This window comes from Streptomyces sp. NPDC090083 (assembly GCF_044747445.1).
GTDB lineage: Bacteria > Actinomycetota > Actinomycetes > Streptomycetales > Streptomycetaceae > Streptomyces.
The window spans coordinates 182996-205933 of record NZ_JBIVED010000007.1 but is presented as its reverse complement, the minus strand read 5'-3'; the positions used below and the strand labels follow the sequence as shown (position 1 = coordinate 205933).

16 protein-coding genes are annotated in these 22938 nt (G+C 70.6%); 9 read left to right on the top strand and 7 right to left on the bottom strand.

Translation table 11 applies throughout. The features are described 5' to 3' along the window. Positions 1-326: 326 nt before the first annotated feature. Positions 327-1832 (bottom strand): 30S ribosomal protein S1, encoded by a 1506-nt coding sequence (gene rpsA, locus ACIPTO_RS25230; RefSeq protein WP_328832092.1) that lies wholly within the window; start codon positions 1830-1832, stop codon positions 327-329. 391 nt (positions 1833-2223) lie between these two features. On the opposite strand from rpsA, the gene ACIPTO_RS25225 reads away from it, so the two are divergent. Both ACIPTO_RS25225 and hrpB read left to right on the top strand, forming a co-directional pair. Then, positions 2224-3039 (top strand): class I SAM-dependent methyltransferase, encoded by an 816-nt coding sequence (locus ACIPTO_RS25225; RefSeq protein ID WP_366319991.1) that lies wholly within the window; start codon positions 2224-2226, stop codon positions 3037-3039. 104 nt (positions 3040-3143) lie between these two features. Further along, complete coding sequence (hrpB, locus tag ACIPTO_RS25220; protein WP_401195770.1) at positions 3144-5684, top strand: ATP-dependent helicase HrpB; 2541 nt, start codon at positions 3144-3146, stop codon at positions 5682-5684. Here hrpB and ACIPTO_RS25215 read toward each other — a convergent pair. From ACIPTO_RS25215 to ACIPTO_RS25205, 3 genes are all read right to left on the bottom strand, one after another. Next, a complete protein-coding gene (locus tag ACIPTO_RS25215) occupies positions 5674-6666 on the bottom strand; it encodes a DUF3068 domain-containing protein (protein ID WP_401195767.1) in 993 nt (330 codons plus the stop codon). The two genes, hrpB and ACIPTO_RS25215, sit on opposite strands and share 11 nt — an antisense overlap. A 64-nt stretch (positions 6667-6730) precedes the next feature. After that, positions 6731-6865: an SPW_0924 family protein gene (locus ACIPTO_RS25210; protein ID WP_366319649.1), complete on the bottom strand. Its 135-nt coding sequence runs from the start codon at positions 6863-6865 to the stop codon at positions 6731-6733. 166 nt (positions 6866-7031) lie between these two features. Continuing rightward, the gene (locus ACIPTO_RS25205) at positions 7032-8792 is read right to left on the bottom strand and encodes a lytic transglycosylase domain-containing protein (protein ID WP_401195765.1); all 1761 of its coding nucleotides are present in this window, start codon (positions 8790-8792) and stop codon (positions 7032-7034) included. 262 nt (positions 8793-9054) lie between these two features. Here ACIPTO_RS25205 and ACIPTO_RS25200 point away from each other — a divergent pair, with 262 nt between their 5' ends. Continuing rightward, positions 9055-9924: a DUF4184 family protein gene (locus ACIPTO_RS25200; protein WP_401195763.1), complete on the top strand. Its 870-nt coding sequence runs from the start codon at positions 9055-9057 to the stop codon at positions 9922-9924. 52 nt (positions 9925-9976) lie between these two features. Here ACIPTO_RS25200 and ACIPTO_RS25195 read toward each other — a convergent pair whose 3' ends face one another. From ACIPTO_RS25195 to polA, 3 genes are all read right to left on the bottom strand, one after another. Beyond that, on the bottom strand, positions 9977-10366 hold the full coding sequence (locus tag ACIPTO_RS25195; protein WP_366319655.1) for a hypothetical protein: 390 nt from the start codon (positions 10364-10366) through the stop codon (positions 9977-9979). Positions 10367-10537: 171 nt separating this feature from the next. After that, positions 10538-11437 carry a virginiamycin B lyase gene (locus ACIPTO_RS25190; RefSeq protein WP_401195760.1) on the bottom strand — a complete coding sequence of 300 codons (900 nt, stop codon included), beginning with the start codon at positions 11435-11437 and terminating at the stop codon, positions 10538-10540. A 341-nt stretch (positions 11438-11778) separates the two neighbouring features. Beyond that, positions 11779-14505 (bottom strand): DNA polymerase I, encoded by a 2727-nt coding sequence (gene polA, locus ACIPTO_RS25185; RefSeq protein ID WP_401195758.1) that lies wholly within the window; start codon positions 14503-14505, stop codon positions 11779-11781. A gap of 203 nt (positions 14506-14708) precedes the next feature. Between polA and ACIPTO_RS25180 the strand changes: the two genes are divergently transcribed. The 6 genes from ACIPTO_RS25180 to ACIPTO_RS25155 all read left to right on the top strand — a co-directional run bounded on the left by ACIPTO_RS25180 (position 14709) and on the right by ACIPTO_RS25155 (position 22936). Next, the gene (locus ACIPTO_RS25180) at positions 14709-16991 is read left to right on the top strand and encodes an FdhF/YdeP family oxidoreductase (RefSeq protein WP_401195755.1); all 2283 of its coding nucleotides are present in this window, start codon (positions 14709-14711) and stop codon (positions 16989-16991) included. Between the two features lie 58 nt (positions 16992-17049). Continuing rightward, on the top strand, positions 17050-17538 hold the full coding sequence (locus ACIPTO_RS25175; protein WP_401195753.1) for a PaaI family thioesterase: 489 nt from the start codon (positions 17050-17052) through the stop codon (positions 17536-17538). Positions 17539-17913: 375 nt separating this feature from the next. Further along, positions 17914-18585, top strand: coding sequence for a hypothetical protein (locus ACIPTO_RS25170; protein WP_366319665.1), 672 nt, complete (start codon positions 17914-17916; stop codon positions 18583-18585). A 224-nt stretch (positions 18586-18809) separates the two neighbouring features. After that, a complete protein-coding gene (locus ACIPTO_RS25165; protein WP_366319993.1) occupies positions 18810-20027 on the top strand; it encodes a branched-chain amino acid ABC transporter substrate-binding protein in 1218 nt (405 codons plus the stop codon). Positions 20028-20193: 166 nt separating this feature from the next. Continuing rightward, positions 20194-21123: a branched-chain amino acid ABC transporter permease gene (locus ACIPTO_RS25160; protein WP_366319667.1), complete on the top strand. Its 930-nt coding sequence runs from the start codon at positions 20194-20196 to the stop codon at positions 21121-21123. 4 nt (positions 21124-21127) lie between these two features. Continuing rightward, positions 21128-22936 carry an ABC transporter permease subunit gene (locus ACIPTO_RS25155; RefSeq protein ID WP_366319669.1) on the top strand — a complete coding sequence of 603 codons (1809 nt, stop codon included), beginning with the start codon at positions 21128-21130 and terminating at the stop codon, positions 22934-22936. Positions 22937-22938 lie beyond the last annotated feature (2 nt).

The following is a 22938-nucleotide window of genomic DNA, read 5'->3' as shown; positions in this document are numbered from 1 at the left end:
CCGCTCATGCCCCTGATCAGGCACCTCTTACGGGCTTTTCATGCGCCGCTTCCCTGGGTCACCGGGTGGGCGCCGACGTCACGAGGACAGCACGCGCGCGTGGAGTGCGGCCATAGCCGCACGTACGGAGGAGGCCGTGCCGTGCTGCCGGGCGTCGCCGAGGGGAACTCCCGGCGGGGGCGCGGGAATTGCCCGGCCGGCCCCAGCCGGCCGCACGCCGGGACACGGCGAGGGCACAGGGACATGGCCGAGGGCACCGGGACACGGCTGAGGGGCCGCACCTCGAAAGGTACGGCCCCTCAGTTCAAGAGCTACTGCTCAGGTGATCAGCTCTGGCCGCCGGCCAGCTTCTCACGCAGAGCGGCGAGCGCCTCGTCCGACGCCAGCGCACCGGAGGTGTCCGCACCCTCGGAGGAGTACGAACCGCCGCCGCCACCGGCCGCGGCCGGAGCCGCACCCGGGGTGTCGACGCCCTCGGCCGCAGCCTGGGCGTCGGCCTCGCGGGACTTGATGACCTGCGCCTGGTGCTGCTCGAAGCGCTGCTGCGCCTCGGCGTACTGGTGCTCCCACGCCTCCCGCTGGGTCTCGTAGCCCTCGAGCCAGTCGTTGGTCTCGGGGTCGAAGCCCTCGGGGTAGATGTAGTTGCCCTGGTCGTCGTACGACGCGGCCATGCCGTAGAGCGTCGGGTCGAACTCGACCGAGGCCGGGTCGGCACCGAAGGACTCGTTGGCCTGCTTCAGGGACAGCGAGATCCGGCGACGCTCGAGGTCGATGTCGATGACCTTGACGAAGATCTCGTCGTTGACCTGGACGACCTGCTCCGGGATCTCCACGTGGCGCTCGGCCAGCTCGGAGATGTGCACCAGACCCTCGATGCCCTCGTCCACGCGGACGAACGCACCGAACGGAACCAGCTTCGTGACCTTGCCGGGCACGACCTGGCCGATCTGGTGGGTGCGGGCGAACTGCTGCCACGGGTCTTCCTGGGTCGCCTTCAGCGACAGGGAGACGCGCTCGCGGTCCATGTCCACGTCGAGGACCTCGACGGTGACTTCCTGGCCGACCTCGACAACCTCGGAGGGGTGGTCGATGTGCTTCCAGGACAGCTCGGAGACGTGGACCAGACCGTCGACGCCACCCAGGTCCACGAAGGCACCGAAGTTGACGATCGAGGAGACCACGCCGGAGCGGACCTGACCCTTCTGGAGGGTCGTGAGGAAGGTCTGGCGGACCTCGGACTGGGTCTGCTCCAGCCAGGCGCGGCGGGACAGGACCACGTTGTTGCGGTTCTTGTCCAGCTCGATGATCTTGGCCTCGAGCTCCTTGCCCACGTAGGGCTGGAGGTCGCGGACACGACGCATCTCGACGAGAGAGGCCGGCAGGAAGCCACGGAGGCCGATGTCGAGGATGAGACCACCCTTGACGACCTCGATGACGGTACCGGTGACGATCCCGTCCTCTTCCTTGATCTTCTCGATCGTGCCCCAGGCACGCTCGTACTGAGCGCGCTTCTTGGACAGGATGAGGCGGCCTTCCTTGTCCTCCTTCTGGAGGACGAGGGCCTCGATCTCATCGCCCACGGCGACGACCTCGTTCGGGTCGACGTCGTGCTTGATGGAGAGTTCGCGGCTCGGGATAACGCCTTCGGTCTTGTAACCGATGTCGAGCAGGACCTCGTCCCGGTCGACCTTCACGATGACGCCGTCGACGATGTCGCCGTCGTTGAAGTACTTGATCGTCTCGTCGATCGCGGCGAGGAAGGCTTCCTCGTTACCGATGTCGTTGACCGCTACCTGCGGGGTGGTGGCGGTGGTCTCGGTGCTGCTCGTCATGTGGGAAAGGGCTCCGGTACGGACATTGAAGTCGTAGGTACTGCTTACGCCGGGAGCCCGTTTCGCTTCGCTCTGTAGAAGGCCGGACAGCCAAAGAAGCACCGATCCGGAACACCAGGTGTCCGGTGGCGCCTCGACAACCGAGGGGTCATACATACAGATGCGAGCGCAACCTGCTACGTCTGAGGTGCGCAGGCCCGCAGCGCAACTTGTAGCATACGGGGGCAGCCAGGCAGGGTCAATGCGCGAAGGCGCACACCCGGGGCGGATCGCCGCATACCCGGCACAAAACGTGTCCCGCGAGGCCACGCAGGCCTGAACCACCCCTTCAGTGACGCCATCGGGGACAGCCGCACCGTAGAGGTGACGGAAGAGTACGACGAGGGAGCCGATCATCCAAGAGCCCGATGCGTTCGAACCGGAAGCCACCCGGCGTGACGCCGACGTCACCGAGAGTTCCCGGGCCAACCGGGGCTGGTGGGACCGGAACGCGGACGACTACCAGGTCGAACACGGCACGTTCCTGGGCGACGACCGCTTCGTGTGGGGCCCCGAGGGCCTCGACGAGGTGGAGGCCGAACTGCTCGGCCCGCCGGAGGAGCTGAAGGGGAAGGACGTCCTGGAGATCGGCGCGGGCGCGGCACAGTGCTCGCGCTGGCTGACCTCCCAGGGGGCCCGCCCGGTGGCCCTGGACCTCTCCCACCGCCAGCTCCAGCACGCGCTGCGGATCGGCGGATCGTTCCCTCTGGTGTGCGCCGACGCGGGCGCGCTGCCCTTCGCGGACGAGTCCTTCGACCTGGCGTGCTCGGCCTACGGGGCACTGCCGTTCGTCGCCGACCCGGTGCTGGTGCTGCGCGAGGTGCGCCGGGTGCTGCGCCCGGGCGGCCGGTTCGTCTTCTCGACCACGCACCCGTTCCGCTGGGCGTTCCCGGACGAGCCGGGCCCCGAGGGACTGACAGTCTCCGCCTCGTACTTCGACCGCACGCCGTACGTCGAGCAGGACGACGAGGGCCGCGCGGTCTACGTGGAGCACCACCGGACGCTCGGCGACCGCGTCCGGGACATCGTCGCGGCGGACCTGCGCCTGGTCGACGTCGTCGAGCCGGAGTGGCCCTCCTGGAACACCGCCGAGTGGGGCGGCTGGTCGCCCCTGCGCGGCAACCTCATCCCGGGGACGACGATCTTCGTCTGCGAACGCGACCGCTAGCGGGACCGGAGGAACCGCGCGACCGCCGGCGTGACCGTCGGAACCGGCGGAACGCGAGCACGCGCGCGTAGAGGCCGATTCGCCGGGCGTACGACACTGGGGGCGTGATCCGCCACGACGCCCTCGACGCGCTGCCCGTCCACAGTGCCCTGCCCGGACTCGACGCCGCCCTGGAGGCGGGCGGTGCCGCCGTGCTCGTCGCGCCGCCCGGTACCGGCAAGACGACGCTGGTGCCGCTCGCGCTGGCCGGACTGCTCGGCGCGGGCGACGAGGGTCCCGCGCGGCGGGTGGTCGTCGCCGAGCCGCGGCGGATCGCGGCGCGGGCGGCGGCCCGGCGCATGGCGTGGCTGCTCGGCGAGAAGGTCGGCGAGAGCGTCGGCTACACCGTGCGCGGCGAGCGGGTCGTCGGACGGCACGCACGCGTGGAGGTCGTCACGACCGGTGTGCTGCTCCAACGCCTCCAGCGGGACCAGGAGTTGGCCGGCGTCGACACCGTGATCCTGGACGAGTGCCACGAGCGGCATCTGGACGCGGACACGGTGGCGGCCTTCCTGGTCGACGTACGGGAGGCGCTGCGGCCCGAGTTGCGGCTGGTCGCGGCGTCCGCGACGACCGACGCGCAGGGCTGGGCCCGGCTGTTGGGCGATGCGCCGGTGGTCGAGGCGGCGGGTGTCGCGCACCCGGTGGAGGTCGTCTGGACGCCGCCGGTACGTCCCGTACGGCCGCCGCACGGGATGCGCGTGGACCCGGCGCTGCTCACGCACGTGGCGTCGACGGTACGGCGGGCGCTGGGCGAGCGGGACGGGGACGTGCTGTGCTTCCTGCCCGGGGTCGGGGAGATCGCGCGCGTGGCGGGGCAGTTGGGCGACCTGGGCGGGGCCGAGGTGCTCCAGGTGCACGGCCGGGCACCGGCGGCCGTGCAGGACGCGGTGCTGGCCCCGGGGACGCGGCGGCGGGTGGTGCTGGCCACGTCCGTGGCGGAGTCCTCGCTGACGGTTCCCGGTGTACGGGTGGTCGTCGACTCGGGGCTGGCGCGCGAGCCGCGGGTCGATCACGCGCGCGGGCTGAGCGCGCTCGCGACGGTACGGGCGTCGCAGGCGGCCGGGCGGCAGCGGGCGGGGCGGGCAGGCCGGGAGGCGCCGGGGACGGTGTACCGCTGCTGGGCCGAGGCCGAGGATTCCCGTCTGCCGCGTTTTCCGGCGCCGGAGATCAAGGTGGCCGACCTGACGGCGTTCGCGCTTCAGACGGCGTGCTGGGGGGATCCTGAGGCGTCCGGGCTGGCCTTGCTGGACGCGCCGCCCTCCGGGGCGATGGCGGCGGCTCGCGGGGTGCTGGCCGCGGTGGGTGCCGTCGACCCGGCCGGGCGGGCCACGGCCCGGGGCGTGCAGTTGGCTCGGCTGGGGTTGCATCCCCGGCTGGGGCGGGCCCTGTTGGACTCGGGTCCCGCCGGCGCCGAGGTCGTCGCGCTGCTCAGCGAGGAGGCTCCGCGGTCCTACGGGGATGATCTCGCCGGGGCCCTGCGGAGTGCCCGGCGCGGCGGGGACGCCTATGCCGGGCGGTGGCGTGCGGAGGTCCGGCGGCTGCGGGCCGTGGGAGGGGAGATTCCCCGCTCACCCACCCGAGACCCGGTGCGGACGAAGGCGAACGCCGAGGCCTCGCCGGATGCCGCGCGCGATGACGCCCTCGCGGGGCTCGTCGCCGCGCTCGCCTTCCCCGAGCGCATCGCCAGGGCCGACGGCGGTTCCTACCTTCTCCTCTCCGGCACCCGCGCCGAGCTCGGCGACGACAGCCCCCTCCGCGGCGCGCCCTGGATCGCGGTCGCCGTGGCCGACCGGCCGATCGGCAAGGGGCACGCGCGCGTGCAGCTCGGGGCGGTGGTCGACGAGGACGTCGCCCGGTTCGCGGCCGGGGCGCTGCTCAGTGCGGCGGACGAGGTGCACTGGGCCGGTGGTGACGTGGTGGCCCGGCGGGTCGAGCGGCTGGGGGCCGTCGAGTTGGCGGTGCGGCCGCTGAAGGACGCCGATCCCGTCGCCGTACGGGATGCGCTGGTCGAGGGGTTGCGGCAGGAGGGGTTCGGGCTGCTGCGGTGGTCGGCGGATGCCCAAGTGCTGCGGCAGCGGCTGGCGTTCCTGCGGCTGAGTGTCGGGGAGCCGTGGCCCGAGGTGTCCGACGAGGCGTTGCACGCGCGCGTGGAGGAGTGGCTGGAGCCGGAATTGGGGCGGTCGCGGCGGCGGAGCGATCTGGGGCGGATCGACGCGGGGCAGACGCTGCGCAGGTTGTTGCCGTGGGCCTCGGGGGACGCGGGGCGGTTGGACGAGCTGGCTCCGGAGCGGTTCGTGGTGCCGAGCGGGTCCAGGATCCGGATCGACTACGGGAATCCCGAACAGCCCGTGCTGGCCGTCAAGTTGCAGGAGATGTTCGGGCTTCACGAGTCGCCGAGCGTCGCCGGGGTGCCCGTGCTCGTGCATCTCCTCTCCCCCGCCGGGCGCCCCGCCGCCGTCACCGCCGATCTCGCGTCCTTCTGGAAGGACGGCTACAAGGGCGTGCGGGCCGAGCTGCGGGGGCGGTACCCGAAGCATCCGTGGCCCGAGGACCCGGCCGCGGCCGAGGCGACGCGGTTCACCAACGCGCGGCTCAGGCGGTGACCGGTTCCGGTTCGTGGACGTCGGCGGGCGCGGGGTCGCCGGGGCGCCTGCCGCGGGCCTCCAGGTAGAGGGAAAGCGCCAGCAGGAGCAGCCCGAGGGCCAGGAAGCCCCAGGGGAGGTAGGAGACCATCAGCAGGACGAGGGTGCGGTTGGACTTCACCAGGGCGACGGTGTGCTTGATGTAGTCCTCGCGCATCTTCACGTCACCGGCGAACGCCGTCACCTTGGCACGCCCCCCTAGGAGGGTGCCGCCACGCAGTTCCTCCTTGTGGATCTCCTCGCCGTAGACCGGTGCCCCGGTGACGGGTTCGACCCAGAACCTGCGGACCGTGGTGTACCAGCGGGTGGTGCCCGTCTTGGCGACGGACTGCGGAGTGATGCCTTTGACGGGCATCGTCTTCGGGAAGGGGACCTTGGTCCAGGGGATGGTCTGCTCGAAGTAGTAGACCTTGACGCCGCGGAAGTTCTCGGTGCCCTTGTAGTGGATGGGGTTGGTGGTGCGGGTCTGCGCGTCGAAGTACTCGTAGTCCCGTTTCTGCGTCAGGAACGGCCACTTGAACTCGATGCCGTCCCGTCTCACCGGGTCGCCGTCGACCATCTCTCCGGTGGCGTGGACGGGGTCCTGGGAGTGCGCGTCGAAGATGTAGCGCTCGGGGATCGAGGAGACCATCTTGCCGTCCGGGCCCTGGACGTAGGACAGGCCGTCCCAGACGACGACGTCCCGGCCGGCCGTCCTGTCGATCTTCTTGGCGGCCTCCACGTCCCCCTTGAGGGTCTGCACGATGGTGACCTTGGGGACCGTCTTGGCCTGCATGGTGCCGTAGTCGAGGAGGGTGGCGTTCTTCGCCTCCAGGACCATGTCCTGGTACTGGTTCGCCGGGATCTTGGCCAGGCGCGGGAAGGCGTACCAGCGCAGCAGCGGGGACAGCGCGGTGAAGAACACGGCGAGGGCGAGCAGGATCAGACTGGCCTTGCGGCGCATCTCGGCCTCCTTCCCTAGGAGTTGAACGCTGTGCCGCGGCAGGCGTAAACGCTTGCGCAATCGTTTACGGGTGCGCTGGCACCGTCGTCAGCAGCGGTTTCGGGGAGGTCTTGCCCATGGGCGAGCCGATCGCGGTGATGGTCAGGACCAGCGCGAACGCGAGCACGAGTCCGGTCGCGGCGGCGATCAGGGCACGCATGCCGGCCTCCCGACAGACAGGAACTGATAGGTCGTCAGGTCGGGCACCGTAGCAACGCACGCGCGAGATGAGAACACGTTGCACACACTCGCCGCACGGGCACGACAAGGGCGCCCGTCCGCCGTGGCGAAGGGGCGCCCCTGTGTTCCGCGGTCGTGCGACCGGGCTACGCGCTCGGTGAGGCGGAGGTGCTCGGGCCGGCGGTGTCGCTCGGGCTGGGGCTCGGGTCGGCCGAGGAGGAGTCGGCCGCCGTCACGGTCAGTTCGACGGTGAGGGTCGCGCCTCCCGTGGTGGTGATGCGGAGCAGGAAGGTGCCGGTGGTGTCGTCCGCGTACAGCTTCGGCAGCTTCAGGAGGCCGTCGGCGTCCGTGGCCAGGCCCGTGAGGGTACGCACGGTCTTGCCGTCCGCGTCCTTGAAGTAGGGGCCCTTGTCGTTCTCGGTGGCGTCGTCGGCGGCCTTGACGAGGGTCGCGGTGGCGGCGACCTTGTCGGCGACCGCGCCGTTCTCGGTGGCCTTCACCTCGACCTGGTCGGCGAACTCGCCGCCCGCCGTGCAGGTCAGCGCGGTGGTGCTGGTGCGGACGAGGGTGTCGGCGACGCGAGGCGTGACGCTGGCCGCGTAGTCGAGGCCGGCGATCGTACGGCCGACGACGGTCGCGCGGACGGTGAAGTCACCGGTCGTCTCGCCGGCCTGGAGCGCCGGGGCGACCGCCACGCCGGAGGCGTCGGTGGTGACCGTGGCGACCTTCTCGCCGCCGGTGAAGGTGGCGTCCGTGGTGCCGACGATCGTGAACCGGATCCTGACCTTGGCGACGGTCTTGCCCGCCGAGGTCACGGCCTTGGTGCTGATCTTCTTGCCGAACTCCCGGCCCGCGACCGCCGTGAGCTTCGCCGTGCCCGCGTCCGCGAGCTTGGCCACCGTGTCGGTGGGGGTCGGCGTCGGTGTGCCCGGCGTGGAGGGGGTCGACGGGGTGCTCGGCGCCGAGGGGGTGGACGGTGTGGAGGGCTTGGAGGGAGTGGACGGCTTGGAAGGAGTGGTCGGGGTGCTCGGCGTCGAGGGCGAGGTCGCGGGAGTGGAAGGGGAGTTGCCGTCGCTGCGGCCCGACGGCAGGGTGCCCGTGCCGTCCGGGACCGAGTGGGTGCCCTTGCGGTAGAACTCCAGCCAGGACAGGACCGTGTTCAGGTAGTCCGTCGAGTTGTTGTAGCTGAGGATCGCGCTGCGCAGGCCCGCGTCGGTCGACAGGTTCCAGTCGTTGCGGCACAGGTAGTGGCCGGCGGCGAGGGCGGCGTCGTAGACGTTGTTCGGGTCCTTGACCCCGTCGCCGTTGCCGTCGCGGCCCGCCCAGGCCCAGGTGGACGGGATGAACTGCATGGGCCCGACGGCCTGGTCGTACGTGCTGTTGCCGTCGTAGAGACCGTGGTCGGTGTCCTTGATGAGGGCGAAGCCGTTGCCGTCGAGGGCGGGGCCGAGGATCTTGGAGGTCGTGGTGCCGTTGGCGTCGACCTGGCCGCCGCGGGCCTGGCCCGACTCCACCTTGCCGATGGCGGCGAGGAGTTGCCAGGGCAGGTTGCAGCCGGGCTTGGAGGAGGCGAGTTCGGTCTCGGCCTTCTTGTAGGCGTCGAGGACGGTCGCCGGGATGCCCGCCTCGGCCGCGCCCACCGAGACCGGGGTCCCTATGGACGGCGACTGGCTGACGCTGGGGCTCGGGTTGGGGCTGCTCAGGGGCGGGAGGTCCGTGTAGTACGGGGAGTCTCCGGTGGCGCTGGGTTCGGTGCTTCCGTCGGGCGTCGCCTGGCCGGCGGCGGTCGGTCTGTCGCTGCCGGTCACCGCCGGAGCCTGCGACGCGGACAGAGCCGCGACCGCCGCCGCGGCCACCGCTGTCGTCGCCGCACCCTTACGCAGCCGCCTGCCGAAATGCGCCGTCATGGAGTGAACCCCTCCCAGGGACGCCCGAGCGCCCGTCCTTGTCTGTTGCCTCTGCGCCTGTTGTGACGATCGACCCGCCTCGCGGGTTGCCCTCGTGGTGCTTTTCGGATGGTGTGTACTTCTGTTCCGGCCCTGCTGTCCGCCCGTGCGACCCCGTGCGGCGGCCCAGGCGACCCTACGACAACTTGCTTTGCACGGGCACCCGTTGGTGACCGTTATTCACCGCTTGGCCATATGCCGATGTCTCCTACGGGGAGTCCCGTTGCCGTTCACCTTGAGTCATGCCGCCGCCGTACTGCCCGCCGTGCGCGGCGACGGAAGGGGGCGCGGCCGTCTCGTACCGGCGGTGCTGGTGGCGGGTTCCTTCGCTCCGGACATGACGTACTACGCGGCGAGTGCGGTACCGGGTGCGATGGGTTTCGGGGTGGTGACCCACTCCCTCCCCGGCGTCCTCACGGTCGACGTCGCGATCACCTGGGCGACGGTCGCCCTCTGGCTCCTGCTGCGCGAACCCCTGGTGGCCCTGCTCCCCCGCACCCGCCAGTCCGGGCCGGCCACCCTGTTGCGCTGCGGCACGCCACGCGCGCGTGCGACCCCGTCACTGGCCCTGCGGTGGTACGTCTCCGCGGTCCTCGGCGGCCTGACCCACGTCGTCTGGGACGCGTTCACCCACCACGACCGCTGGGGCGTCCGGCTGTTCCCCGCCCTCGACCACGAGGTGGCGGGCAGACCCCTCTTCTCGTTCCTGCAGTACGGCACGTCGGCGATCGGCGCGCTGCTGATCGCCGCGTTCGTGATCCACGCGCTACGACGGGTACCGGCCACCGAGCCGGTGGGCGTGCCCCTGCTGTCGACACGCGACCGCTGGGCGGCCGGCCTCTTCCTCACCGCCTGCGCCCTGACCGCTGCGGCGGAGCGCGCGTCGACCTGGTGGGCCTACTGGGGCTCGACGGCGACGCTCTGGGACCTGATCCCGACGGTGTGCTTCGGGGCGGGGGCGGGGTTGGTCCTGGGGGTGCTGCTGTACGCGGTCGGGGTCCGGGTTCGCCGGCCGGTGGAAGGGGCGGAGACGGCTGACGGCTCGGAGGAGGTCGGCGCGGGCCGGGGTCTCGGTGAGGGCGGGGGACGGTGAGCGGTGAGCGGGCTGGCTCACGGTGACCCCGGACGGTGGACGGGCGGAGCGGTTACGCGGAGCTGTCCGGTGGGGTCGCGATGAACACCGTCATGGTGTGCACGGAGCGTGACTTCGGGAGCCGCGCGAGGACGAGATCCAGGTAGCCGCGCCCTAGGTCGGCCCAGAGACGCCAGACCGGGGTGCCCGTGGGGGTGATGGCGGGTCCCTGCGGATGTCTGGCTTGTTCTCGGGGGTCTACGGCCGTGTCGTCCCGGAACGTGAGGCGGTGCCGGAGCCCGGCGGCCGTGTGCCGGACGGCCATGGCGAGGTCGGCTGGGATGCGGGCGGTGCTTGCGCCGGCCGAGACGGCCGGGACCGGCGGGCGGGGTGCGCTCCGCGCCGCAGCGGCGTCCGCTGCCTGCGCCTGGGCCGTCCGGCGGTGAAGCGTGCGTATACCCATGCCCGCATCCTTACGGTCGCCGGGCGCGGGGGGCTCCCTCGCGGGGGCCACGCGGGTGACGGGCCCTGCGGGGGCCAGGGGGCTGCGCCGCGTGACGTGTGGGGCTCTGCGGGCGGGCCGGGCGAGCGAGGGTGGGCGCGACAGCTGGGCTGCGCTGGGCCGGGCTGGGGCTCAGCGGGGTGCGAGCCGGGCGACCGCTCCGGTCTCCAGGGCCGTCCAGACCGCTCCGTCCGGTCCCAGGGTGATGCCGTGCGGCTCGGAGGACGGCGTGGGGAGGTCGTGTTCGTCGATCCGGCCGTCGGAGGTGATCCGGCCGATGCGGTTGGCTCCCCACTCGGTGAACCAGCAGTTCCCCTCGTCGTCGGCCGCGATGGCGTGGGGGCGGGACGCGCGGTCGGGCAGAGCGAACTCGTCGATCTTTCCGTCCGGCGTGATCCGGCCGATCCGGCCGGCGCCGATCTCGACGAACCACAGGGCCCCGTCGGCGCCGGCGGTGATACCGACCGGGGCGCTGTCCGGTGAGGGAAGCGGATGGACGGTGACCTGGCCGTCGAGCGCGATGGCGCCGATCGCGTTCGCCTGGTTCATCGTGAACCACAGCCGGTCGTCAGGTCCCGCGACGACCGCCGACGGAAAGGCTCCCGTGAGCGGGAGCGGGAACTCCGTGACGTTGCCCTCGGGGGTGATGCGACCGATGCCGCCGGAGTTCGCCTGGGTGAACCACAGGGCCGCGTCGGGACCGGTGGTGATGCCGAACGGCCCGGCATCCGGCGTCGGCAGCGGGAACGAGGTGATGTCTCCGGCCGTGGTGATGCGGCCGATCCGGTGGCCGCGGAATTCCGTGAACCACAGGGCGCCGTCAGGTCCCGCGGTGATGATCGACGGTCCGCCGGAAGCGGGTTCGACCTGGTAGGAGGTGACGTCGCCGTCCGGGGTGAGCCGGCCGATCCGTCCGCCGTGGACCATGGTGAACCACAGCGCGCCGTCGGGGCCGCCGGTGATTCCGTAGGGGCCGGCGTCGCTGCCGGACACGGGGAACTCGGCTATCGACGGGGTCGGGCGGCGCGACATCGGACGGCTCCTTCATCGGCGGGCCAAAGGGAGTTCAGCGACTGCGGATGCTATCCAGAGCCCTCCGTGACCGCCTCCGGTTAATCCACGTGATCCGCTTGATCCGCCGCCGCTTCGGCACCCGTCGGACCCGGGGATGCCTTGCGGGCAGACCTCACATCGCCCTGGAGGAGGACCGGGGCCGGGAACCGAGGCGGGACCGGTCGTCCGAACCCTCCTACGGCATCCCCAGCCGACCCGCCGAAGCGAATCCCCCGGCGCCCCCGACACCTCCCGGCGCCTCGCGCCACCTCCACCCGGCTTCCGCGCCCCGCGACTCCCTTCCGCCCGACCGCCGGAGGCTAGTGCGCGGCCGACTCCCAGTCCGGGCCCACGCCCACCGAGACGTCCAGCGGTGCCCGGAGATGGACCGCACCGGCCATCGCCCGGCGGACCAGTTCCTCCGTGGCCTCGCGCTCGCCGGGGGCGATCTCCAGGACGATTTCGTCGTGGACCTGGAGGAGCATGCGGGACGTGAGGCCGGCCTCGCGGAGGGCGGTGTCGACCTTGAGCATGGCCATCTTGACGATGTCCGCCGCGGTGCCCTGGATCGGCGCGTTCAACGCCATGCGCTCGGCGGCCTCGCGGCGCTGGCGGTTGTCGCTGTTGAGGTCGGGGAGGTAGCGGCGGCGGCCGAAGAGGGTCGCCGTGTAGCCCGTCGCCCTCGCCTCGTCGACCGCGCGGCGCAGATAGTCCCGTACGCCGCCGAAGCGCTCGAAGTACGTGTCCATCAGGACCCGCGCCTCGCCCGCGTCGATGTTCAGCTGCTGGGAGAGACCGAAGGCGGAGAGGCCGTAGGCGAGGCCGTACGACATCGCCTTGATCTTGCGGCGCATCTCCGCGTCGACCGCGGAACCCTCGACCGAGAACACCTGGGAGGCGACCGTGGTGTGCAGGTCCTCCCCCGAGCTGAACGCCTCCAACAGGCCCTCGTCCTCGGAGAGATGGGCCATCACGCGGAGTTCGATCTGGCTGTAGTCCGCGGTCATCAGGGACTCGTAGCCCTCGCCCACCACGAAGCCCCGGCGGATCGCCCTGCCCTCGTCCGTGCGGACCGGGATGTTCTGCAGGTTCGGGTCCGTCGACGACAGGCGGCCCGTCGCCGCGACCGTCTGGTTGAACGTGGTGTGGATGCGGCCGTCGGTGGCGATCGTCTTGATCAGGCCCTCTACGGTGACGCGCAGCTTCGCCTGCTCGCGGTGGCGGAGCATGATGACCGGCAGTTCGTTCTCCGTCTGGTTGGCCAGCCAGGCCAGGGCGTCGGCGTCCGTCGTGTAGCCGGTCTTCGTCTTCTTGGTCTTCGGGAGGCCGAGTTCACCGAAGAGGACTTCCTGGAGCTGCTTGGGCGAGCCGAGGTTGAACTCGTGCCCCGCCGCCGCGTGCGCCTCCTTCACCGCCTGCTGCACGGCTCCGGCGAACATCTGCTCCATGGCCTCCAGGTGCGCCTTGTCGGCGGCGATACCGGAGCGCTCCAGACGGGCCAGCAGGATCGAGGTGGGCAGCTCCATGTCCCGGAGCAGGTCGGCCGCGCCGACCTCCTGAAGGCGCTCCCCGAAGGCCGTCCCCAGGTCGAGGATCGCGCGGGCCTGCACCATCAGGGCGTCCGCCTCGGCGCCGTCGTCCGTGCCGAACGCGAGCTGCCCGTCGGCCGCGGCGGCGGGGGCCAGCTCACGGCCGAGGTACTCCAGGGAGAGGGCGTCCAGGTCGAAGGAGCGGCGGCCGGGCTTGACCAGGTAGGCGGCGAGCGCGGTGTCCATGGTGATGCCGGCGATGGTCCAGCCGTGGTCGGCGAAGACCCGCATCGCGCCCTTGGCGTTGTGGAACACCTTGGGGCGGCCGGCGTCGGACAGCCAGGCCGCGAACGCGTTCTCGTCGCTCTCGTCCAGTTCGGCGGGGTCGAACCAGGCGGCGGCTCCCCCGGCGGTGGCGAGCGCGACCTCGGTCACCGAGCCGGTGCCGAGCGCCCAGGTGTCGACGGTGGCGACACCGAGCGGCTCGGTGCCGTGGTCGGCGAGCCAGCCGGTCAGTTCACCGGTGCCCAGGACCGAGCCGTCGACCGCCACACCGCTCTCGGCGGGCGGGGTCGGTTCGGCCTCCTCGGCACCCGGGTCCACGGCGAGCAGGCGCTCGCGCAGGGACGGGTTGCGGATCTCCAGGGTGTCGAGAACCATCGCGACGCCCGTGCGGTCGTACGGAGCGCGCTCCAGGTCGACGACCGTCTTGGGCAGCTCTACGTCCTTGACCATCTCGGTCAGCCGGCGGTTGAGCTTGACGGCGTCCAGGTGGTCGCGGAGGTTCTGCCCGGCCTTGCCCTTGACCTCGTCGACCCGGTCGACCAACTCGGCGAACGAACCGAACTGGTTGATCCACTTCGCGGCGGTCTTCTCGCCGACTCCGGGGATGCCGGGGAGGTTGTCGGACGGGTCGCCGCGCAGGGCCGCGAAGTCGGGGTACTGGGCGGGCGTCAAGCCGTACTTCTCGACGACCTTCTCCGGAGTGAACCGGGTCAGCTCGGAGACGCCCTTCGTCGGGTAGAGCACGGTGGTGTGCTCGGACACGAGCTGGAAGGAGTCGCGGTCGCCGGTGACGATCAGCACGTCGAAGCCCTCGGCCTCGGCCTGGGTGGCGAGCGTGGCGATGACGTCGTCGGCCTCGAAGCCGTCCACCGCGAAGCGGGAGACGTGCATCGCGTCGAGCAGCTCGCCGATCAGCTCGACCTGGCCCTTGAACTCGTCCGGGGTCTTGGAGCGGTTCGCCTTGTACTCCGTGAACTCCTCGGAGCGCCAGGTCTTGCGGGACACGTCGAAGGCCACCGCGAAGTGCGTGGGCGCCTCGTCACGCAGGGTGTTGGCCAGCATCGACGCGAAGCCGTAGATCGCATTCGTCGGCTGGCCCGTCGCGGTCGTGAAGTTCTCCGCGGGCAGCGCGAAGAACGCGCGGTAGGCAAGCGAGTGCCCGTCCATCAGCATCAGCCGTGGACGGTCTCCGCCGGAGGTCTTTTCGGTCTTCTTCGATGCTGTCTCTGCCACGCCCCCGATCCTGCCACGCCCCACTGACAGTCGGGACGCACGGCCACCGCGGCGCCGGGACGAGAACGCGGTTCGGCGTGGTGACGGGAGCAGTCCGCGGAGGGGCGGGAGCGGGAGAGGACGCACGCGCCACGGACGTTGTCGGTGACACGTGCGAGGATCGAATAAGAAGCGCACAGGTGCCAGCGAAGGAGGGGCCCACGATGGCCACGAAGCCGCCCAAGGGCGATCCGGTTCAGGACGCGCCGCAGGTCGCCGATCCCAAGCACGCCGCGGCCGGACTTCCCGCGATCGGGCACACGCTGCGCATCGCGCAGCAGCAGATGGGTGTGAAGCGCACCGCGTTGACGCTGCTGCGGGTCAATCAGAAGAACGGCTTCGACTGCCCGGGCTGCGCCTGGCCCGAGCCGGACCACCGGCACGCGGCGGAGTTCTGCGAGAACGGCGCGAAGGCGGTCGCCGAGGAGGCCACCCTGCGCCGGGTCACCCCCGAGTTCTTCGCCGCCCACCCGGTGGCCGACCTCGCGACCCGCAGCGGCTACTGGCTGGGCCAGCAGGGCCGTCTCACGCACCCCATGTATCTCCCCGAAGGAGCCGAGCACTACGAACCGGTCTCCTGGGAGCGTGCCTTCGACATCGTCGCCGAGGAGATCGCCGCCCTCGGCTCGCCCGACGAGGCGCTGTTCTACACCTCGGGCCGCACCAGCAACGAGGCGGCGTTCCTGTACCAGCTGTTCGCGCGGGAGCTGGGCACCAACAACCTGCCGGACTGCTCCAACATGTGCCACGAGTCCAGCGGTTCGGCGCTGAACGAGACGATCGGCATAGGCAAGGGCAGCGTCCTCCTGGAGGACCTCTACCAGGCCGACCTGATCGTCGTGGCCGGCCAGAACCCGGGGACCAACCACCCGCGGATGCTCTCCGCCCTGGAGAAGGCCAAGGCCAACGGCGCGAAGATCATCAGCGTCAACCCGCTGCCCGAGGCGGGCCTGGAGAGGTTCAAGAACCCGCAGACCGCGCAGGGCATGCTCAAGGGCGCCGCCCTCACCGACCTGTTCCTGCAGATCCGCATCGGCGGCGACCAGGCCCTCTTCCGCCTCCTCAACAAGCTCATCCTGGAGACGGACGGCGCCGTCGACACGGAGTTCGTCGGCGAACACACCCATGGCTACGAGGAGTTCGCCGCCGCCGCGCGGGACGCCGACTGGGACGAGACCCTCCTCGCCACCGGCCTGACCCGCCCGGAGATCGAGAAGGCCCTGGAGATGGTCCTCGCCTCCGAGCGCACCATCGTGTGCTGGGCGATGGGCCTCACCCAGCACAAGCACTCCGTGCCGACCATCCGCGAGGTCGTCAACTTCCTTCTGCTGCGCGGCAACATCGGCCGCCCCGGCGCGGGCGTGTGCCCGGTGCGCGGCCACAGCAACGTGCAGGGCGACCGCACCATGGGCATCTTCGAGCGCCCCGCACCCGCCTTCCTGGACGCCCTGGAGAAGGAGTTCGGCTTCGCCCCGCCGCGCGAGCACGGCTACGACGTCGTCGCCGCGATCCGCGCCCTGCGGGACGGCGACGCGAAGGTCTTCTTCGCCATGGGCGGCAACTTCGTGTCCGCCTCCCCCGACACCGAGGTCACCGAGGCCGCCATGCGGCGCGCCGGCCTCACCGTGCACGTGTCGACGAAGCTCAACCGCTCGCACGCCGTCACGGGCGCGCGTGCTCTCATCCTGCCCACCCTGGGACGCACCGAGCGCGATCTCCAGGGCGGCGGCGAGCAGTTCGTGACCGTCGAGGACTCCATGGGCATGGTGCACGCCTCACGCGGCCGCCTGGAGCCCGCGAGCGACCACCTGCTGTCCGAGACGGCCATCGTGTGCCGTCTCGCCCGCCGCGTCCTCGGGGCCGAATCCCGCACGCCCTGGGAGGAGTTCGAGAAGGACTACGCGACGATCCGCGACCGGATAGCGCGCGTCATACCGGGCTTCGAGGACTTCAACGCGCGCGTGACCGGTTCCCCCGCCGGCTTCGCCCTCCCGCACGCCCCGCGCGACGAACGCCGCTTCCCGACCGCCACCGGCAAGGCCAACTTCACCGCCGCGCCCGTCGAGTACCCCGAACTCCCCGAAGGGCGCCTGCTGTTGCAGACCCTGCGCTCGCACGACCAGTACAACACCACGATCTACGGCCTCGACGACCGCTACCGGGGCATCAAGAACGGCCGCCGGGTCGTCATGGTCCACCCCGACGACGCCGCCCGGCTGGGCATCGCCGACGGGTCGTACGTCGACCTGGTCGGCGAGTGGAAGGACGGGGTGGAGCGGCGGGCACCCGGTTTCCGCGTCGTCCACTATCCGACCGCGCGGGGCTGCGCCGCGGCGTACTACCCCGAGACCAACGTCCTGGTCCCCCTGGACGCCACCGCGGACACCAGCAACACCCCGGCCAGCAAGTCCGTCGTCGTACGTCTGGAACAATCGGCCACCGACTGAGCGTTTGCTCAGCCGTCAGGTCCACCACGTCAGGCGCACGACGAACGGAGCCGGCCCCATGGGCGAGCAGCAGCAAGGGAAGTTCCCGCAGGACGTCATCGACGAGTACTCGGCCCTCGGGATCGACCTGGTCGCCCTGTTCTCGGCCGGACATCTCGGCACGCGGATGGGCGTGGAGATCGTCGAGGCGTCGGCGGAGCGCGTCGTCGGCACGATGCCGGTCGAGGGCAACACCCAGCCGTACGGGCTGCTGCACGGGGGCGCGTCCGCGGTGCTGGCCGAGACCCTCGGCTCGCTGGGGTCCATGCTGCACGGCGGCAGCACGAAGATCGCCGTCGGCGTCGACCTCAACTGCACCCACCACCGCGGGGCCCGCTCCGGCCTGGTCACCGGTGTGGCCACGCCCGTGCACCGCGGCCGCTCGACGGCGACGTACGAGATCGTCATCACCGACGAGACCGACCGCCGTGTCTGCACGGCCCGCCTGACCTGCCTCCTCCGCGACGTCAAGCCGGGCGACGCAATCCCGGCGACAGCCACGAACTGACCTCCCGGCCACTCCCCCGACGGCCCCCGCACCACGCCCCGGTGGCGCGGGAGCCGAGGGACGGCACGCCCCCCACCACTGAACCCGACTGAACCCACGCCCGCCCAGGGGCGCGAGGAACCGCGCACCCAGCCCTCACCAACCCGCACCCCACCCACGCCCCACACCCCAACCCCCCACCCCACAGACCTTGTTGACACACCGGACCACCCCACCCCCGGCCACCGCGAACCCACCCACCCGCAGCCGCGACCGCACCGGCACTCCCACCCCCACGGACCACCGACCCCCCAACTCCCCCCAAACCGCCCCCCGTCTTCCCCACCCCCGCCCGCTCCCCTACCGTTTCCCCATGAGGCTGACGGCAGGAACGGCATGAGTGGTATCGGGCCCGTCGAATCCGTCGACTCGGCTGACATGGACGGGAGTTACGAGGTCATCGGGGGCGACTCGCCCCGCCTCACGGACCGTTGGCACGCCCTGCCCCAGCGCACGCGCCGCGCCGCACTGGCGGTGACCGCGGCCCTCACCGCGGCCGCGGGAGCCGTACTCCTGCCGCCCGGCCACGACGGACGGCACCACGACCCGGCCCCGCCCGTCCCGTGGCCCGCGAACATCACCTCGTGGCGGTACATCGGCCTCGCCCAGACCACCGACACCCCCACCACGACCGGCTTCTTCCGCTTCGCGGTCACCGTGGACAGCGGACCCCCCGTCGCCGTCCGTGTCATCGGCGCCGCCTTCGACGGACTCAGCGCCCAGGCCGTACCGGAAGCCGGTTTCACCGTCCATGCCGGATCCACGCACCGCGTCACGGTGGAAATTTCCGTTTCCGACTGTTCGGGACTGCCCCTGAATGCAGACCTCGCCTTTTTGGACGTAACGCTGCGTAACACGCGCGCAATACAACACCACAGTTTCATCTTCGGCAGCGCTTACTCCAACGACCTTTCCGAGCTCCTGCACAGGGCCTGCGGCACGACAAACGCCAGGCCAGGCTCACGGCCAAGCGGAAGTGCAGGTTCTCAAAATGTGGACCGAGGGTGAATTCCGCCAAACCGGCCGAGACCCACCCTCCACCAAGCCCGGCAACCGGCACGTCATAACAAGAAAGTCACAAGCCAGCTCACGACGATGCCCCTGCCCACAGACCGGGCTTAGAGTCACGGCCAGTCACCGCTCCATCGGGAGTTGGGTACCAGCGCAGCACCGCGCCGCTCCAACAGGAGCGACGGTGCCTGCGGAAAGGACTGATTGTGCGACAGCGTTCTTTGGTGATACTGACCTCCGTCCTCACGACCGGAGCTCTGACCCTCACCGCCTGCGGCTCCCGGGACAACGACAGCAAGAGCGACAGCGGGTCGACCACCCTGACCATCGGTGTCGACGCCCCGCTGTCCGGCGAGAACTCCACCACCGGGCTCGGCATCCAGTACGGCGTCCAGATCGCCGTCGACGATGCCAACAAGAACAACTGGGTCCCCGGCGTCAAGTTCAAGCTCAAGGCCCTGGACGACAAGGCCCAGCCCGCCACCGGCCAGTCCAACGCGACCGCCTTCACCGGCGACAGCAACGTTGTCGGCGCCGTCGGCCCGCTGAACTCCGGCGTCGCCCAGTCGATGCAGCAGGTGTTCGCCTCGGCCAACATGGTCGAGATCTCGCCCTCGAACACGAACCCCGCCCTGACCCAGGGCAAGGACTGGCAGACCAGCAAGACGCGGCCGTACAAGACGTACTTCCGCACCGCCACCACCGACGCCCTCCAGGGTGCCTTCGCCGCCGACTACGCGTACAACGGCCTCAAGAAGAAGAAGGCCTTCGTCGTCGACGACAAGCAGACCTACGGCGCCGGCCTGGCCGGGATCTTCAACAGCGCCTTCAAGAAGCTCGGCGGCTCCATCGCGGGCACCGACCACGTCAACACCGGTGACACGGACTTCAGCACCCTCGTCACCAAGATCAAGAACTCCGGCGCCGACCTGCTCTACTACGGCGGCCAGTACGACGAGTCGGAGAAGATCACCAAGCAGCTCAAGGGCGCCGGCGTCAAGATCCCGCTGTTCGGCGGTGACGGCATGTTCGCCACCACCTACATCCAGACCGCCGGCAAGGCCGCCGAGGGCGACCTCGCCACCTCCGTCGGCGTCCCGGCCGACACCCTGCCGGCCGCCAAGCAGTTCATCGCGACCTACAAGGCCAAGGGCTACAAGGGTGACTACGGCGCCTACGGTGCCTACGCCTACGACGCCGCCAGCGCCATCATCAAGGCCGTGAAGGCCGTCAAGGACGCCAACGGCGACAAGCTCCCCGCCAGCAGCGACCTCCGCTCCAAGGTCGTCGACGCCGTCCAGAAGTCCGACTTCGAGGGCATCTCCGGCAAGGTCGCCTTCGACCAGTACGGCGACACCGAGAACAAGCAGCTCACCGTGTACCAGGTCACCAACGGCGCCTGGAAGGCCGTCAAGACCGGCACCTTCAACGGCAGCTGACGCTCACAGCGCCACGCACCACAGCAGCGCCGCACCACAGCACCACCGCATCACCGCACCACGGGCCGCGCGGAAGGAGGATCCCGACCGCGCGGCCCGTTGTCACACCCCCACCCCCAGGCACGCGATCTGTGCACACGACCACCAGCGACATGGAGGCCATGCGGTGAACACCCTGCCGCAGCAGCTGGCCAACGGGCTGCTCCTAGGCTCGATGTACGGGCTGATCGCCATCGGCTACACGATGGTGTACGGCATCGTCCAGCTCATCAACTTCGCGCACGGCGAGATCTTCATGACCGGGGCCTTCGGCGCCCTCACGGTCTACGCCTACATCCTGCCCGACGGCACCTCGATGGTGGTCGCCGTACCACTCATGCTGATCGGCGGCGGAATCGTCTCCGTCCTGGTCGCGGTGGGGGCAGAACGATTCGCCTACCGCCCCCTGCGGCAAGCACCACGACTGGCGCCCCTCATCACCGCCATCGGCCTCTCCCTGGCCCTCCAGGAACTCGTCCGGAACTTCTACCCGGGCGCCGACAAGGCCCGCTCCTTCCCCAGCCTCGACGGCAACCACGACATCGGCTCCGTGACCATCTCCGACGCCGACATCTTCCTGGTCATCGCCGCCGTCGTCTGCATGTCCGGCCTCGCCTGGTTCGTCCGCAAGAGCCGCACCGGCCGCGCCATGCAGGCCACCGCGCAGGACCCGGACACCGCACAGCTGATGGGCATCGACACCAACCGCATCATCGTCATAGCCTTCGCGATCGGCGGCTTCTTCGCCGCCGTGGCAGCGGTCTCCTACGGCCTCAAATACGGCAACATCGACTACCGCATGGGCTTCCTGATGGGCCTCAAGGCCTTCACCGCGGCCGTCATGGGCGGCATCGGCAACATCTACGGCGCCATGCTCGGCGGAGTCGTCCTCGGCGTCGCCGAGACCCTCGCCTCCGCCTACATCAGCCACATCCCCGGCATGGAACAGCTCGGCGGCTCCAGCTGGGCCAACGTCTGGGCCTTCTGTCTCCTCATCCTCGTACTGCTGTTCAGGCCACAAGGTCTGCTCGGCGAACGCGTCGCGGACAGGGCGTGATCACATGACCGAGACGACCGAGACCCCCCAGACCCCCGAGACGCCGGCCACCCCGCCCGCGGCACAGCGCGGCATCATCCCGCTGCCCCTCGCCGCGGCCCGCGCCCTGCTCGTCGGCGGCGGCATCCTCACCACCGCCTCCACGTTCCTGCGCTGGACCTGGACCTCCGACTTCCCCGGCGACCTCACCGTCAACGGCTACCCCGGCGGCCTCCAGATCCTCACCCTCGTAGCGGGCCTCCTCACCGCGGTGTTCGGCCTCGCCACCTACGGCGTCCGAGGACTCGGCTGGCTGCTGCCCGCCCGCAACAACGCACCCCTCGTCCTCATCGCCTTCGGCGGCTTCGCCGTCACCTGGTACACGGTCATCGCGATCGCCGCCGAACTCGGCGGCATCGTCAACTGGGAACCCGGCACCTACCTCGCCGCCGTCGCCTCCCTGCTTCCCCTCATCGGCGCCCTCGCCCTCCCGCAGGACGCCACCGACACCACCAAGGAAGCGCTCAAGGCGTACATCGCCAAGGCCGACCGCATCCCGGCACCCCAGCCCACCGCGCCCTGGATCCAGCGACTGACCATCACCGTCGTCGCCGCCCTCGCCCTCACCGTCTTCGCCTACGGCATCGACGCCGAGGACGAACTCTTCGTCGGCTTCCTCATCGTCGTCGTCTTCACCGCCTGGGCACTCCAGACCGCCGGCCTCTTCGACCGGTTCAGCCACCTCACCGCCACCAACCGCAGCTTCGCCCTCGCCATGGGCTTCGTCGCGGCGATCGGCTTCCCCTTCACCCAGACCAACGACCACTACGCCAACCTCGGCGTCAACATCCTGATCTTCGGCACCGTCGCCCTCGGCCTCAACATCGTCGTCGGCCTCGCCGGACTCCTCGACCTCGGCTACGTCGCCTTCCTCGGCGTCGGCGCCTACACCGCCGCCCTGGTCTCCGGCTCCGAGTTCTCCAAGTTCTCCGGCGTCCAGTTCCCCTTCTGGGCCGCCGCCCTCACCGGCGCCGCCGCCTCGCTGATCTTCGGCGTCCTCATCGGCGCCCCCACCCTCCGCCTGCGCGGCGACTACCTCGCCATCGTGACCCTCGGCTTCGGAGAGATCTTCCGCATCGCCGTCAACAACATGGACGGCGTCTCCGGCCCGGACATCACCAACGGCCCCAACGGCATCCCGTCCATCCCCGACCTGTCGTTCTTCGGCTTCAACTTCGGGGAGAGCCACGACCTCGGCGGCTTCACCATCGGCCGCTTCGCCAACTACTACCTGCTGATGGTCCTGATCATGGCGCTCGTGGTCACGATCTACCGCCGCGCCTCCGACTCCCGCATCGGCCGCTCCTGGATCGCCATCCGCGAGGACGAGACCGCCGCCACCGCCATGGGCATCAACGGCTTCCGCGTCAAGCTCATCGCCTTCGCCCTCGGCGCCACCCTCGCCGGCCTCGCCGGCACCGTCAGCGCCCACGTCACCTACAGCGTGGTGCCGAACCCGTACCAGTTCGCCGGAGCGGCCCCGCCCAACTCCGCGTTCCTCCTGGCCGCCGTCGTCCTCGGCGGCATGGGCACCGTCTCCGGACCCTTCCTCGGCGCCGCCCTGCTCTACCTGCTCCCGGAGAAGCTCGTCGCCCTCCAGGACAAGTCGCTCCTCGCGTTCGGCATCGCGCTCATCCTCCTGATGCGCTTCCGGCCCGAGGGCATCATCCCCAACCGCCGGCGCCAGCTGGAGTTCCACGAGACCGGCCAGCTCGACGTACCGGAGACCACGACCCTGACCGACGAACCGGCCATCACCAAGGCAGGGGCGTAGAG

Excerpts from the sequence above, each read along its gene's own strand:
- ACIPTO_RS25195 (WP_366319655.1), bottom strand. The coding sequence starts at position 10,366 with ATGGGTATACGCACGCTTCACCGCCGGACGGCCCAGGCGCAGGCAGCG.
- ACIPTO_RS25175 (WP_401195753.1), top strand. The coding sequence starts at position 17,050 with ATGGGCGAGCAGCAGCAAGGGAAGTTCCCGCAGGACGTCATCGACGAG.
- ACIPTO_RS25210 (WP_366319649.1), bottom strand. The coding sequence starts at position 6,865 with ATGCGTGCCCTGATCGCCGCCGCGACCGGACTCGTGCTCGCGTTCGCG.
- rpsA (WP_328832092.1), bottom strand. The coding sequence starts at position 1,832 with ATGACGAGCAGCACCGAGACCACCGCCACCACCCCGCAGGTAGCGGTC.
- ACIPTO_RS25170 (WP_366319665.1), top strand. The coding sequence starts at position 17,914 with ATGAGTGGTATCGGGCCCGTCGAATCCGTCGACTCGGCTGACATGGAC.
- ACIPTO_RS25190 (WP_401195760.1), bottom strand. The coding sequence starts at position 11,437 with ATGTCGCGCCGCCCGACCCCGTCGATAGCCGAGTTCCCCGTGTCCGGC.
- ACIPTO_RS25155 (WP_366319669.1), top strand. The coding sequence starts at position 21,128 with ATGACCGAGACGACCGAGACCCCCCAGACCCCCGAGACGCCGGCCACC.
- ACIPTO_RS25180 (WP_401195755.1), top strand. The coding sequence starts at position 14,709 with ATGGCCACGAAGCCGCCCAAGGGCGATCCGGTTCAGGACGCGCCGCAG.
- ACIPTO_RS25205 (WP_401195765.1), bottom strand. The coding sequence starts at position 8,792 with ATGACGGCGCATTTCGGCAGGCGGCTGCGTAAGGGTGCGGCGACGACA.
- ACIPTO_RS25215 (WP_401195767.1), bottom strand. The coding sequence starts at position 6,666 with ATGCGCCGCAAGGCCAGTCTGATCCTGCTCGCCCTCGCCGTGTTCTTC.